At 69.3% G+C, this 13,685-nt stretch carries 12 protein-coding genes and 2 riboswitches; of the genes, 4 read left to right on the forward strand and 8 right to left on the reverse strand.

The window, feature by feature from the left end; genetic code table 11:
• The first annotated feature begins 262 nt into the window (after positions 1–262).
• Positions 263–826: a hypothetical protein gene (locus ACZ7OY_RS38200; protein WP_472250175.1), complete on the forward strand. Its 564-nt coding sequence runs from the start codon at positions 263–265 to the stop codon at positions 824–826.
• Between the two features lie 143 nt (positions 827–969).
• Here ACZ7OY_RS38200 and ACZ7OY_RS38205 read toward each other — a convergent pair whose 3' ends face one another.
• From ACZ7OY_RS38205 to ACZ7OY_RS38240, 8 genes are all read right to left on the reverse strand, one after another.
• Entirely contained in the window at positions 970–2,211 is a 1,242-nt protein-coding gene (locus ACZ7OY_RS38205; RefSeq protein ID WP_472250176.1) for an ABC transporter ATP-binding protein, read from the reverse strand.
• A 23-nt stretch (positions 2,212–2,234) separates the two neighbouring features.
• Entirely contained in the window at positions 2,235–3,332 is a 1,098-nt protein-coding gene (locus ACZ7OY_RS38210) for an ABC transporter ATP-binding protein (protein ID WP_472250177.1), read from the reverse strand.
• On the reverse strand, positions 3,329–4,327 hold the full coding sequence (locus tag ACZ7OY_RS38215) for an ABC transporter permease subunit (protein ID WP_162469498.1): 999 nt from the start codon (positions 4,325–4,327) through the stop codon (positions 3,329–3,331). The genes ACZ7OY_RS38210 and ACZ7OY_RS38215 overlap by 4 nt, the downstream gene beginning before the upstream one ends.
• A gap of 110 nt (positions 4,328–4,437) precedes the next feature.
• Entirely contained in the window at positions 4,438–6,237 is a 1,800-nt protein-coding gene (locus ACZ7OY_RS38220) for an ABC transporter substrate-binding protein (RefSeq protein WP_472250178.1), read from the reverse strand.
• A gap of 68 nt (positions 6,238–6,305) precedes the next feature.
• Positions 6,306–7,313 carry an ABC transporter permease gene (locus tag ACZ7OY_RS38225; RefSeq protein WP_384721722.1) on the reverse strand — a complete coding sequence of 336 codons (1,008 nt, stop codon included), beginning with the start codon at positions 7,311–7,313 and terminating at the stop codon, positions 6,306–6,308.
• Between the two features lie 321 nt (positions 7,314–7,634).
• Positions 7,635–8,423, reverse strand: a complete 789-nt coding sequence (locus ACZ7OY_RS38230; RefSeq protein ID WP_351600764.1) for an enhanced serine sensitivity protein SseB C-terminal domain-containing protein — start codon at positions 8,421–8,423, stop codon at positions 7,635–7,637.
• Positions 8,424–8,618: 195 nt separating this feature from the next.
• Positions 8,619–9,422 carry an enhanced serine sensitivity protein SseB gene (locus ACZ7OY_RS38235; protein WP_472250179.1) on the reverse strand — a complete coding sequence of 268 codons (804 nt, stop codon included), beginning with the start codon at positions 9,420–9,422 and terminating at the stop codon, positions 8,619–8,621.
• A 100-nt stretch (positions 9,423–9,522) separates the two neighbouring features.
• Positions 9,523–10,197, reverse strand: a complete 675-nt coding sequence (locus ACZ7OY_RS38240; protein ID WP_472250214.1) for an AAA family ATPase — start codon at positions 10,195–10,197, stop codon at positions 9,523–9,525.
• Positions 10,198–10,448: 251 nt separating this feature from the next.
• A riboswitch (glycine riboswitch) is annotated at positions 10,449–10,550 on the forward strand.
• Positions 10,551–10,658: riboswitch (glycine riboswitch) on the forward strand.
• A gap of 73 nt (positions 10,659–10,731) precedes the next feature.
• Here ACZ7OY_RS38240 and gcvT point away from each other — a divergent pair.
• From gcvT to glyA, 3 genes are all read left to right on the forward strand, one after another.
• Entirely contained in the window at positions 10,732–11,850 is a 1,119-nt protein-coding gene (gene gcvT, locus ACZ7OY_RS38245) for a glycine cleavage system aminomethyltransferase GcvT (RefSeq protein ID WP_472250180.1), read from the forward strand.
• 108 nt (positions 11,851–11,958) lie between these two features.
• Positions 11,959–12,336, forward strand: a complete 378-nt coding sequence (gene gcvH, locus ACZ7OY_RS38250; protein WP_472250181.1) for a glycine cleavage system protein GcvH — start codon at positions 11,959–11,961, stop codon at positions 12,334–12,336.
• Between the two features lie 14 nt (positions 12,337–12,350).
• Entirely contained in the window at positions 12,351–13,613 is a 1,263-nt protein-coding gene (glyA, locus tag ACZ7OY_RS38255) for a serine hydroxymethyltransferase (RefSeq protein ID WP_472250182.1), read from the forward strand.
• Positions 13,614–13,685 lie beyond the last annotated feature (72 nt).

Consider the following 13,685-nt stretch of genomic DNA (forward strand, 5'->3'; position numbering starts at 1 on the left):
TGGTGCAGGTCACACGTCGTCAAGGGATTGACCGTTTCGGGGCGAAGAGGGACCCTTTCGCCCACCCCACAGGTCGGAGAAATCCGGCATACCAGGAGTGCCGCCGAGAGTCTCGAAAAACAGAATTGAGGATTCCTTGAGACTGAATCCCCGACATTCACGAGAAGCGCTTGTGGGTACCACTCCCGCTGAGTAATTTCTGCTTCGCCGGCGCGAAGCGCAATGAGGCGCGAGCGCCCACAAGAAAACACGGGGTAAAAGAATGAACAAGTTCGGAACAGCCGGCCGGGTCGTCGCGACCACGGCACTCCTGGTCGGCGCGTCCGTGGCGATTCCGGCGGCCGCCTCCGCCGCTGCGAACGCACCGCAGAGGAACTGTGGAACCGACTCCTTCATCACCATCGAGAAGTACGGCACGCCGTACTACAGGAACATCGGCTCCACCGCCGGCAAGTACAACGCCGGTGCGACCTCGACGCTCAAGTACGCGCTCAAGACCACCACGAGCCGCTCGACCAGCTGGACCGTGGGCGGCAGCGCCAGCGTGAGTTGGGGAATCGGCAAGGTCGAGGCGAAGTTCGACCACAACGTGACCAAGACGACCACCAAGGGCATCACCGTCACGGACACCCTGAGGGTCAAGTCCAAGAACTACGGCTACGTCACGCCCAAGGTCGAGTACCGCCGGTTCAACATCCGCAAGGAACACTACGGCGCGAACTGCAGGATCGTCGTGAACAAGGACTACGGCGTCATCGACGTCATCTGGACCAACCCGTTCTTCGCGGAGTGCGTGGCCAAGCACCCCTGCACTCCGAAGCCGTAATTCACCGATAAACAAACGGGAATTTGACGGCTGAACCATCGGACCGCAATTCCACGGGGGAAACGGGGGAACGCGGAAACGGGGAAAACCGAAAGGGGCCCTTCCTGCTGCGCGTGCAGCAGGAAGGGCCCCTTGAGGTTGCGTCAGTCCTGGGCGCCCTTGGGCGCCTCGGACTCGCCGGCCTCCGCCGTCGGTGCCTCGGACTCCGGGGCGGCCGCCTCGGCCGTCTCGGCCACCTCGGCCGCCACCGCCGCCGACGTCTCCGCCGACTCGGCGAGGACCTCGTCGGCCACCAGCTCGGCCGCCGCCTTGGCGACGGTCAGCAGCACGGTGTCCTGCGGTGCCTGGTCCTCGAAGTTCTCCGGGTGGTGGCAGGCGACCCGCTGACCGGGCTTCAGCTCGACGAGCTTCGGCTCGGTGGTCTTGCAGACCTGCGTCGCCTTCCAGCACCGGGTGTGGAACCGGCAGCCGGTCGGCGGCGAGATCGGCGAGGGCACGTCGCCCTGGAGCAGGATGCGCTCGCTCTTGGCCGACTTGCGCGCCGGGTCCGGGATCGGCACGGCCGACATGAGCGCCTTGGTGTACGGGTGCATCGGCGCCTTGTACAGCGCGTCGCGGTCCGACAGCTCGACGATCTTGCCGAGGTACATCACCGCGATCCGGTCCGAGACGTGCCGGACGACCGAGAGGTCGTGCGCGATGATCACGTACGTCAGGCCCAGTTCCTGCTGGAGGTCGTCCAGCAGGTTGACGACCTGCGCCTGGATCGACACGTCGAGCGCGGAGACCGGCTCGTCGGCCACGACCAGCTTCGGCTTGAGCGCGAGCGCGCGGGCGATGCCGATGCGCTGGCGCTGGCCGCCGGAGAACTCGTGCGGGTAGCGGTTGTAGTGCTCGGGGTTGAGGCCCACGACCGACAGCAGCCGCTGCACTTCCTTCTTGATGCCGCCCTCGGGCTCGACGCCCTGGAGCTTGAAGGGAGCGCCGACGATCGTGCCGATGGTGTGGCGCGGGTTCAGCGACGAGTACGGGTCCTGGAAGATCATCTGCACATCGCGGCGCAGCGGACGCATGCCGCCCACGCCGAGGTGCGTGATGTCCTTGCCCTCGAACTCGATCTTGCCGCCGGTCGGCTCCAGCAGCCGGGTGATCAGCCGGCCCATCGTCGACTTGCCGCAGCCGGACTCGCCCACCACGCCGAGCGTCTCACCAGCGCGGACCTCGAAGTCGAGGCCGTCGACCGCGTGGACCGCACCGACCTGCCGCTGGAGCAGGCCCTTCTTGATCGGGAAGTGCTTCTGGAGCCCGGTCACCTTCAGCAGGACCTCGCGGTCGCCGGACTTGCCGGCGGCCTCGCTGCCCGTGCTCTGCGCGGGAATCGTCACCGCTGCGTCCTTCGGATTCTCGCTCACAGCTTCGGCGCAATCTCTTCGGTCCAGATACGCTCCCGCTGCTCCTGCGACATGTGGCAGGCGGCCCAGTGCTGGCCGCCGACCTCGGTCAGCTCGGGGCGGACCGTGCGGGTGACGTTGTCCTTGGGGACGTCCGCGTACGGGCAGCGCGGGTTGAAGGCGCAGCCGGACGGGATGTTGATCAGGGAGGGCGGGGAGCCCTTGACCGGGATGAGGCGCTCCTGCTGGTCACGGTCGAGACGCGGCATCGAGCCGAGCAGACCCCAGGTGTAGGGGTGGCGGGGCTCGTAGAACACCTTCTCGGCCGGACCGCGCTCGATGCAGCGGCCGCCGTACATCACCAGGAGGTCGTCGGCCAGCTCGGCGACGACGCCCAGGTCGTGGGTGATGACGATGACCGCGGAGCCGAACTCCTTCTGGAGGTCACGGATGAGGTCGAGGATCTGCGCCTGGACGGTCACGTCCAGGGCGGTCGTCGGCTCGTCCGCGATCAGCAGCTCGGGGTTGTTGACCAGCGACATCGCGATCATCGCGCGCTGACGCATACCGCCGGAGAACTCGTGCGGGTAGCTGTCGACACGCTTGTCCGGCTGGGGGATGCCCACCCGGTCGAGCATCTCGACGGCCCGGCGCTTGGCGGTCTTCTTGTCCACCTTGTGGTGGGTGCGGTACGCCTCCACGATCTGCTGACCGATCGTGTAGTACGGGTGCAGCGCGGACAGCGGGTCCTGGAAGATCATCGCCATCTGCCGGCCACGCAGCTTGCGCACGTGGTCGGGGTCGGCGGACAGCAGCTCCGTGCCGTCCAGCCAGATCTCGCCGGAGATCTGCGCCTTGCGCTTGCCGTACTGGCCCGCGGTGTGCAGACCCATGATGCCGAGCGAGGTGACCGACTTGCCGGAGCCCGACTCGCCCACGATGCCGAGCGTCTTGCCCTTCTCCAGCTTGAAGCTGAGCCCGTCGACGGACTTGACCAGTCCGTCGTCGGTCGGGAAGTGCACCTTCAGGTCGCGCACTTCGAGGAAGGAACTCGGAGCGGGCGAGGCGGACGTGGGCTCGCCCACGGCCGCGCCGCTCTTGCTGAGTTCGGTCATGAAAGCCTCACTCGAGGGTCGATCACGGCATACAGGACGTCCACCAGCAGGTTGGCGATCAGCACAGCCAGCGAGGTGACCAGGGTGACGCCCAGGATGATGGGCAGGTCCTGGTTCTTGATGCCGTTGAGCACCGCCTGGCCGAGGCCGGGCAGGCTGAACGTGGTCTCGGTCAGGATCGCGCCGCCGATGAGGGCGCCGAGGTCCATGCCGAGCATGGTCAGGATGGGGGTCATCGTCGAGCGCATGGCGTGCTTGCCGATGACGGTGCCCTCACGCAGGCCCTTGGCGCGGGCGGTGCGGATGTAGTCCTCGCCGAGGATCTCCAGCATGGTGGCGCGGGTGATCCGGGCGTACATCGCCGCGTAGAGGAAGGCGAGGGTGATCCAGGGCAGGATCATGCCGCCGAACCAGCCGGTGAAGCTCTGGTCGAGCGGTACGTACTCGCCGTCGAACCACTTCAGTCCGAAGACGAAGACGGCCAGGGCGAGCATGCCCGTGAAGTAGATGGGGAGGGAGACACCCGCGAGGGCGACGACCATCGCGCCGCGGTCCCACAGGGTGCCCCGCTTGAGCGCGGAGAGGACACCCGCCGAGACACCGAGCACCAGCCACAGGACGGCGGCACCGAGCGCGAGACCCAGGGTCACCGGGAAGCGGTCGGTGAGCACCGGCCAGACGGCCTGCTCGCTGCGGAAGGAGTAGCCGAAGCACGGGGCGGCGCAGTGGGTGACATCGCCGCCGGCCGCGTAGGTGCGACCGGTGAAGATGCCCTTGAAGAACTCCCAGACCTGAAGGTAGATCGGGTCGTCCAGGCCCAGCTTCACCCGCACGGCTTCGACGGCCGCGGGGTCCGCCTGCTTGCCCACGAAGCTCGTGGCGACGTCGACGCCTGCCCACTTGGGGACAAGGAAGAAGATGCCGAAGACCACCATGATGATGACCACGAGCATCACTGCGGCGGCGAAGAGCCGCCTGATGAGGTAAGCGAGCACAGCTCTCGGCCCGCTGCGGACCGCGGGCCACCGGAGGTCGTCCGGTGGCCCGCGATCACGCCGCGCCGGCCTTCACCTGCCTTTCGTGCCGTTCGGCGGGTGTGCCGGGTTTACTTCGTGGACTTCAGGCCGAGGTTGACGAAGTCGTACATACCGCTGTAACCGTCGGTGGTGTACACGTTCGCCAGGTTGCTACCGCGCCAGTTGATGAACTTCTCGAACACGAAGGGCAGGTAGTACGCGCCCTCCATGACCTTGTGGTTGATCTCGGTCGAGATCTTGGTCTTGCCGGCGTCGTCCAGCGTCGTGACGTACTGGTCGAACAGGCCGTCGATGGCCTTGTCCTTGATCAGCGCGTAGTTCGAGTTACCGCTGTCGAGGATGTACTTGCTGTCCCACAGCGGCAGACCGAAGCCCTGGACGGACGGGAAGTCGGGACCCCAGCCCATGATGATGATGCCGTAGCCCTTCTTGGCCACGTTGGCGGGGCTGCCGATGATACCGGTGGTCTGCGAGCCGTCGTACTGGTCGATCTCGGCGGTGATGCCGATCTTCTTCAGCGACGCCTGGAGCGACTGGGCGGTGGCCACCTCGACCGGCTTGTTGTTACGCACCGCGATGGTGGTGGAGAAGCCGTTCGGCTTGCCGCAGGCCTTCAGGGCCTCCTTGGCCTTGGCCTCGTTGCCGCTCTTGTTCGCACCGTTGAGCTCGTACGGGTCGTAGCTCTGACCCTCGGCGCCCGCGACGGACGGCGGGAGCATGTTGGTGCCGATGTCGCCACCGGCGACCGGGCCGCCGCGCGCGGTCTGCAGCGAGACGTGGTCGGCGCCGTAGATGACGGCCTTGCGGCACTCGACGTTGTCGAACGGCTTCACGCTCTGCGGGAAGACCGCGTAACGGACGTAGCCGGAGACCGGGTTGTCCAGGTTGTCCTTGTGCTGCTTCAGGGCGGTGGTGCGGCCCTGCGGCGACATGCCGGTCTGGTTCAGGTCCAGGTCCAGGTCACCGCTGATCAGACGCTGGTCCAGGTCGTTGGCGTTCGAGAAGAACTTGACCGAGATCTTGTCCGGGTAGGCCTTGCGGATCGGGTCCGAGGCCTGGTCCCAGGAGGTGTTGCGGACCAGGGTCAGGTCCTTGCCCGGGGCGTAGGACTCGAACTTGTACGGGCCCGAGGAGAACGGGTGCAGGCCGTACTTGGACTTGGTGTCCATGTCCTGGCGGACCGGGGAGGCCGACACCAGGGCCAGCATCTCCTCGAAGTCCGAGTTCGCCGTCGGCAGGTGGAAGACGATGGTCTTGTCGTCCGGCGTGTCGATCGCCTTCAGGCCGAGCTTGTCCGCGGAGGTGTCCTTGTAGGGGCCCTTGTAGGCACCCTTCGGGTCCAGGACGTCCTTCAGGTACACGGGGCCGCCGGACAGCACGTCCTGCGCCCACACGCGCTCGATGCCGTACTTGACGTCCTTGGACGTGATCGGCTTGCCGTCCTCCCACTTCACGCCGTCACGCAGCGTGTAGGTGTAGGTCTTGCCGGCGTCCGTGACCTTGGCGAGACCCGTGGCGAGGTCCGGGGTGACCTCGGCGCCGGCCTTGCCGGGCTCCGTCTTGCCCGTGACGAGCTGGCGGCTGTAGTAGCGCGCGAAGTTCCACATGAAGCCGTAGTAGCCACGCGTGGTGTCCCACGAGTCGGCGTCCTGGGCTCCACCGAACTTCAGCGTGCCGCCCTTCTTGGCGAGCGAAGCCTGAGCGATCTTGTTGTTCGCGGCGTCGAAGCCGGCGGCGCCGTTCTTGGAACCGCCGTTGTCGTCGGTGCCGCCACCGCCGCCGCACGCCGCCGTGGTCAGCAGCGCAGCCGCCGCGGCGACAGCGGCCAAAGCCTGCTTACGCCGCCCTGAGGTGCGTTGGGTAGTCACGATCTCGGATCCTCCGGATTTGATGAGAGACCCCGTGTGAGGCCACGGGACGCTTGGGGTACGGCGGTTCAGCGGGACGCCTTCGGGTCCAGCGCGTCACGCACGCCGTCACCGAAGAGGTTGAAGGCCAGAACGGTGATGAAGATCGCTACGCCGGGCACGACCATGTACATGGGGTCCGAGTCGTAGTAGTCGATCGCGTTCGAGAGCATCTGGCCCCAGGAGGCCGTGGGCGGCTTCACGCCCACGCCCAGGAAGCTGAGCGCGGCCTCGGTGAGGATGTTCGTGGGGATCATCATCGTCGTGTACACGATGATCGGCGCGACCAGGTTGGGCAGCAGTTCCTTGAACAGGATGTAGAACTGGCCGGCGCCCAGCGAGCGGGCGGCCTCGACGTACTCGCGCTCACGCAGCGAGAGGGTCTGGCCGCGCACCACGCGGCCGATGTAGGGCCAGCCGAAGAAGCCGATGACCAGGATCATCACGAAGACGCGCACGCCGGTGCCGTGCAGGCCCAGCATGTCGTTCGGCATGACCGAGACCAGGGCGATGATGAAGAGCAGCTGCGGGAAGGCCAGCAGACCGTCCATGACCCGGCTGATGAGCGAGTCGACCCAGCCGCCGAAGAAACCGGCGAGGATGCCGAGGACGGTGCCGAGGACGACGGCCACGACGGCCGACAGGAAGCCCACCAGGAGCGAGATCTGGGCACCGTAGAGGATGCGGGCGAAGATGTCGCGGCCGTTGACCGGCTCGACGCCCAGCAGGTGGTCGCCGCTCAGGCCGCCGAGAGAGCCGGTGGGCGTGCCGAACAGCGGGTCGATCAGGTTCTCGTGGTACGCGTCGGGGTCCTGCCCGACCAGGCTCGTGATCACCGGAGCGAGCAGGGCTATCGCGATGAGCACGAGCACCACGATGCCGCCCGTCAGAGCGAGCTTGTCCCGCTTGAGGCGCTCCCAGGCGATCCGGCCCAGGGAACGACCCTGTACGGCCTTGGCGTCGGCGGTGGCGACCGCCGCTTCTTCGGCCGCGCTCGGGGCCGCATCCGCGGTCGGCTCGTGCAATGGTGCCGTCATCTGGCAGGGACCCCTCTCAACCGGCGGTAGCCGGCCCACACTTGCCGCGGTAGCGGCGTGATCAGTCCGTCGTACACAGGGGCGAAACTCCCCTGGTCTGGGAGTCTTCAATGCCCGGGCGATCGGTCGCCAGACTTGGCGGCCAATGGATGCGTAAACGTGATGCCACCAAGAGGGTTCCGTTATCCGGACAGTGGGTAACGGGGGTCGGACGCGGACGAGTTCAGAAAATTGGGACACTTCACGCTTTTACGCCCTGATCTACGCGCGCAGACGAGACCCTTCCACTGCGCGCCACCGCGGCCTTGAGATGACGGCCCGTCAGTAGCGGCCGGGTGCGGGCGGGTATCCGTACCCGCCCGCCGGTGCCTGCACGTGGGCCTCACGGTCGTAGAAGGGGCGCGCGCCCGCCCGCATCCACATCACGACCGGATCGTGCTCGTCGGACATCGCCACCGTGGACACCGGCAGCCCGTCCGGCACCGCACCGATGGACTGCTGCATCATCGCCCGCACCGAGTCGACGGCGGCCGGCGAGGTGTCGTACACGTCGAGACCGATGACCAGGTACGGAGCCCCGAGCGTCGGCTGCACCCAGGCGCGGCGCAGCGCGCGCACCGCGGGGGTGCGATGGGCGTTCTGCGCGAGCAGGGCGTAGAACTGCGGGATCTCGATGCCCGGCTCCGACAGCCGCAGCGGACCGGCCGGCTGGCGCTCCAGACCCGTGGCGATCCGCCGCAGGTCGAGCCAGGGGATGCCGAGCCCGCCGCCGGGGGCGTGCGGGTTCAGCCAGAGGCCGAAGTGGTCGGGGTAGAGGGTGCGGGCCACGTCGAGGCCGTCCACGACCTCGTACGAACGGTTCCAGCCACTGGCCGAGAGCTCCTGGGCGGAGGTGACGCACGGCGCGTAGCCGTAGCCGTCGACCTCCATGTTCCCGTACTGGGCGTCGGGCGAGCCGGCCTGGCCGTGCCACAGCAGCATCCAGACCTGGCCGGAGGACGGGGTCGCGAGCGCACGCAGCAGCGCCTCGTAGGCGTCGTAACGCCCGGGCGTCACCTGGCGCAGCATGTGCTCGACCTGCCCGGTCGCGGCAGTGCCGCTCGCGCTCACCCTTTACCGCCCCTTCGAGAAACGTGGCCTTGGATATGAAACCACCTTAGGCGGCGGAGTCGGCAACAGCCGCCCAGGAGTTCGGAGGTTGTTGCGGAGCGGCCGGGACGGCCGGGGGACATCGGGGCCGGTGGCCGGTCGTCGGTGTCCGGTGGGCGACAGCCGCTGTCCGGTGGCCGGTGTCCGCGTCCGCCGTCAGTGGCCGCGCTGGTAGAACGGGCGCACCCGCTCCCGCATCCACTCCGTCACCGGGTCCTCGACCACGTCGAGCAGGACGAGGTTGACCGGCCACCGGACGGCGGCCCGGGCCAGTGCCCGGCCGAGCGCGTCCATCGGCAGGACCCGCAGGTCGCCCTCCCACCGGGACAGCTCGACCCCGACGAACAGCACGGGGTCGCCGGTCTCGACCTCGGCCAGGGCGCGGCGGGCCGTCAGCACGACCCCGGTCTCCGCGAACTCGGCCGATGCCGCGGCGAGGAAGTCCACCGGGTCGTCCTGCCAGTCCGGCTCGAACAGCCGCACCCGGCCGCCGCTCGCGAACCCGTCCAGCGGGGTCCGCCCGCTGCGGCACAGCTCCGCCACGGCCGGCGGCGGCAGCGGGATGCCCACCACGCCGTCGGGGTTCACCATGAGGCCGGCCTGCGGCGGCAGCCCGCGGGCGAACTCCACGGCGGGCGCGACGGTGTACGACATGTGCGGCCCGACGACCTGACGGAACTGCTCCTCGGAGCTGAAGACCGGCACGTACACCTGGCCCTCGATCTCCAGTGTGGGCAGGTCGAGGGGGCCGCTGTGCGGGCCGCCGCCGTTGGGCAGCGGCACCCAGACGAAGCTGCGGCCGAGGACCTCGACGATCCGCCCGCCGGCCGTCGGGACGCCGACCGAGGCGGAGAGCACCTCCTCCAGTTCGTTGCCGGGCCATCCGCCGTGCGGATGGGGGTGCGCCTGTGCGGGAAAGCCCGCGGGAAGGTCCGCGGGAAGGTCCGCCGGGAAGTCCATCGCTCTACCGCCTGCTGGGAACCACTGCTGTGGCTGAAAGGCTAACCGGTACGGGCCCCCGCACGGGATCGTCCCCGGGACGGATCGGCGGCGGCACCGGTCAGGGGGCGAAGTCGATCCGGCGCAGGACGTCCGCCGCGTCCCGGTCCAGCAGGACGGCCGAGGCACAGCCCCGGGGCAGTTCGCCCCGCTCCACGGCGCGCAGCAGTCGGGCGGCCGCGCGGCGGTGGCGCAGGAAGGCGTAGCGCGACACACCGCGGCCCCGGTCGCGCTGCCCGGCCAGCGCCGCGGACGGGGTGACGTCGAGCAGCAGCAGGTGCAGGGCGCCGCCCCGGCGGCCGGCCGCGCGGGCCAGCCAGTCGCGCACCCAGGCCTGGGTGCCGCAGTCGTGCACGACGACTCCCCCGCCCGCGCGCAGCGCCCTGCGCAGCCCGGCGTAGTGGGCGAGGCGGACGAGCGGGCGGTAGACGGCGTACGGCAGGAAGCGCGGCGTCCGGTCGTCCCAGCGGTCGCGGGTGTCCTGGGAGTCGACGCCGACCCCCCGTACCGCCCGCCGCATCAGCGTGGACTTGCCGCTGCCGGGCAGGCCGGTGACCACGACCAGGTCGTGGGGGCCGAAGACCAGGCCGTGCGGGCTGTGCCCGGAGCGCTCGCGCAGATCGCGGACGACCGGTGCGGGCCGCGGGGCGCGCGTCTCGACCGCCGGGGCGGCGCTCTGCTCGGGCAGTGCGGCGGCCGAGCCGGCCACATACGCCGTGATCCTGTTCACCGTGATCGTCCTCCCCTGGGGTCAGGTAAGTCCTTTCCCCACTGAGCGTAAAGAGAAGGTAATGCGTGGCGCTTCGGGATTTCGTGCGCGTTCCGCCACAAGCCGGTGACAGCGGCGGCCCGCCCCCCGGCCGGGCGCGCCGGGCGCACCCCCGGGGCGCGGGCACGGCGGGCCCGTGCCCCGGCGAGGCGAGGAGGGCCTGCCCCCGGCGCGACGAGGCGTGCAATGATGTGCGCGCCAACTGCATACCGGCCGTTTGAATCCGCGCGGGAGAGTTCCCGGGCAGCCGTGCTGCCCGGGGCGCCGAAGGAGCAAGTCCCTCCCTTGAATCTCTCAGGCACCGTTACCGCGTGGGCGAGGCACATCTGAAAAGCGGACCGCTGTGACAGCGGTCCCACCCAAGGTGCAAGTCGTGTCCCCGAGTGGTCACGACGAACCTCTCAGGTTCCGATGACAGATGGGGAGGAACGACCTCGCCCTTCCCCGTGCTCGGATTCGCTCCCGCGCGGGGGACCCATCGCATTGGGAGACGACCGTCCGATGAGCAGCACGCCACCCCGTCACACCGCGCTCGACGCCCTGCACCGTTCGCTCGGCGCGACCATGACCGACTTCGCCGGCTGGGACATGCCCCTGCGCTACGGCTCCGAGCGCGACGAGCACACCGCGGTGCGCACGAAGGCCGGTCTGTTCGACCTCTCGCACATGGGTGAGATCACGGTGACCGGCCCGCAGGCCGCGCAGCTGCTGAACCACGCCCTGGTCGGCAACATCGCCTCCGTCGGCGTCGGCCGCGCCCGCTACACCATGATCTGCCAGGCCGACGGCGGCATCCTGGACGACCTGATCGTCTACCGGCTGGCCGAGACCGAGTACATGGTCGTCGCCAACGCCTCCAACGCGCAGGTCGTGCTCGACGCGCTGGTGGAGCGGGCGGCCGGCTTCGACGCCGAGGTCCGCGACGACCGCGACGCCTACGCGCTGATCGCCGTGCAGGGCCCGGAGTCCCCCGGCATCCTCAAGTCGCTCACCGACGCCGACCTCGACGGCCTGAAGTACTACGCGGGCCTGCCCGGCACCGTCGCGGGCGTCCCCGCGCTGATCGCGCGCACCGGCTACACCGGCGAGGACGGCTTCGAGCTGTTCGTGGCCCCGGCCGACGCGGAGCGGCTGTGGCAGGCGCTGACCGAGGCGGGCGCGCCTGTCGGGCTGGTCCCGTGCGGTCTGTCCTGCCGGGACACGCTGCGCCTGGAGGCGGGCATGCCGCTGTACGGGCACGAGCTGACCACCTCCCTGACGCCCTTCGACGCCGGTCTCGGCCGGGTCGTGAAGTTCGAGAAGGAGGGTGACTTCGTGGGCCGCGAGGCGCTGACCGAGGCGGCCGCCCGCGCCCAGGACACCCCGCCGCGGGTCCTGGTCGGCCTGGTCGCCGAGGGCCGCCGCATCCCGCGCGCCGGCTTCGCGGTCGTCGCCGGCGGCGAGGTGATCGGCGAGGTCACCTCGGGCGCGCCGTCCCCCACGCTGGGCAAGCCGATCGCCATGGCGTACGTCGACGCGGCGCACGCGGTGCCGGGCGCGCCGGGAGTCGGCGTGGACATCCGGGGCACTCACGAGCCGTACGAGGTCGTGGCTCTGCCCTTCTACAAGCGCCAGAAGTAGACACTGGGCGCGGTCCACATGTGACACCGCGCACTTTCCGCTGCTCAGCGGCGGTTCCCGTTGTCCCCCATTCAGCAGCACTTCCCCGCGTACAGGAGAATTCAGGCCATGAGCAACCCCCAGCAGCTGCGCTACAGCAAGGAGCACGAGTGGCTGTCGGGCGCCGAGGACGGCGTCTCGACGGTCGGCATCACGGAGCACGCGGCCAACGCGCTCGGCGATGTCGTCTTCGTACAGCTCCCGGAGGTCGGTGACACGGTGGCCGCGGGCGAGACCTGCGGCGAGCTGGAGTCGACCAAGTCGGTCAGCGACCTGTACTCCCCGGTCGCCGGCGAGATCACCGAGGTCAACGAGGACGTGGTGAACGACCCGTCGCTGGTGAACTCGGCGCCCTTCGAGGGCGGCTGGCTGTTCAAGGTGCGCGTCACGGGTGAGCCGGCCGACCTGCTCTCCGCCGACGAGTACACCGCCTTTTCCGCCGGCTGAGGAGTCACGGACACATGTCGCTTCTGAACACGCCCCTGCACGAGCTCGACCCGGACATCGCCGCCGCGGTCGACGCCGAGCTGCGCCGCCAGCAGTCCACCCTGGAGATGATCGCCTCCGAGAACTTCGCGCCGGTCGCGGTGATGGAGGCGCAGGGCTCGGTCCTGACCAACAAGTACGCCGAGGGCTACCCGGGCCGCCGCTACTACGGCGGCTGCGAGCACGTCGACGTCGCCGAGCAGATCGCCATCGACCGGGTCAAGGAGCTGTTCGGCGCCGAGTACGCCAACGTGCAGCCCCACTCGGGCGCCTCCGCCAACCAGGCCGCGCTGTTCGCGCTGGCCCAGCCCGGCGACACCATCCTCGGCCTGGACCTGGCCCACGGCGGTCACCTGACCCACGGGATGCGGCTGAACTTCTCCGGCAAGCAGTTCGACGTGGTCGCGTACCACGTGGACGAGGCCGGCCTGGTCGACATGGCCGAGGTCGAGCGGCTCGCCAAGGAGCACCGCCCCAAGGTGATCATCGCGGGCTGGTCGGCGTACCCGCGGCAGCTCGACTTCGCCGAGTTCCGCCGGATCGCGGACGAGGTCGAGGCCTACCTGTGGGTCGACATGGCGCACTTCGCGGGCCTGGTCGCGGCGGGGCTGCACCCGAACCCGGTCCCGTTCGCGGACGTGGTCACCTCCACCACGCACAAGACCCTCGGCGGCCCCCGCGGCGGCATCATCCTGGCGAGGAAGGAGTTCGCGAAGAAGCTGAACTCCTCGGTCTTCCCGGGCTTCCAGGGCGGTCCGCTGGAGCACGTGATCGCGGCCAAGGCGGTCTCCTTCAAGGTCGCCGCGAGCGAGGACTTCAAGGAGCGCCAGCAGCGTACGATCGAGGGCGCGCAGATCCTCGCCGAGCGCCTCACCGCGCCGGACGCCCGTGCGGCCGGCGTGAACGTCCTGTCGGGCGGTACGGACGTCCACCTGATCCTGGTCGACCTGCGCGAGTCCGAGCTGGACGGCCAGCAGGCCGAGGACCGGCTGCACGAGGTCGGCATCACGGTCAACCGGAACGCGGTCCCGAACGACCCGCGGCCGCCGATGGTGACGTCGGGCCTGCGCATCGGCACGCCCGCGCTCGCCACCCGCGGCTTCACGGCCGAGGACTTCACCGAGGTCGCGGACGTGATCGCCGAGACGCTCAAGCCGTCGTACGACGTCGCGTCGCTGAAGGCCCGGGTCGATGCCCTGGCCGCCAAGCACCCGCTGTACCCCGCCCTGGGGCAGTAGTACCGCAATACGGGGCACCGCGCGCACACTGAAGAGGTGAGCGCGGTGCCCCACCCCTTGTTCCACCCCCGT

This window comes from Streptomyces sp. NPDC107559 (genome assembly GCF_055657365.1).

Coding starts and splice junctions, on each gene's coding strand:
- ACZ7OY_RS38235 (WP_472250179.1), bottom strand. CDS start 9,422: ATGGACTTCCCGGCGGACCTTCCCGCGGACCTTCCCGCGGGCTTTCCC.
- gcvH (WP_472250181.1), top strand. CDS start 11,959: ATGAGCAACCCCCAGCAGCTGCGCTACAGCAAGGAGCACGAGTGGCTG.
- ACZ7OY_RS38225 (WP_384721722.1), bottom strand. CDS start 7,313: ATGACGGCACCATTGCACGAGCCGACCGCGGATGCGGCCCCGAGCGCG.
- ACZ7OY_RS38200 (WP_472250175.1), top strand. CDS start 263: ATGAACAAGTTCGGAACAGCCGGCCGGGTCGTCGCGACCACGGCACTC.
- gcvT (WP_472250180.1), top strand. CDS start 10,732: ATGAGCAGCACGCCACCCCGTCACACCGCGCTCGACGCCCTGCACCGT.
- ACZ7OY_RS38210 (WP_472250177.1), bottom strand. CDS start 3,332: ATGACCGAACTCAGCAAGAGCGGCGCGGCCGTGGGCGAGCCCACGTCC.
- glyA (WP_472250182.1), top strand. CDS start 12,351: ATGTCGCTTCTGAACACGCCCCTGCACGAGCTCGACCCGGACATCGCC.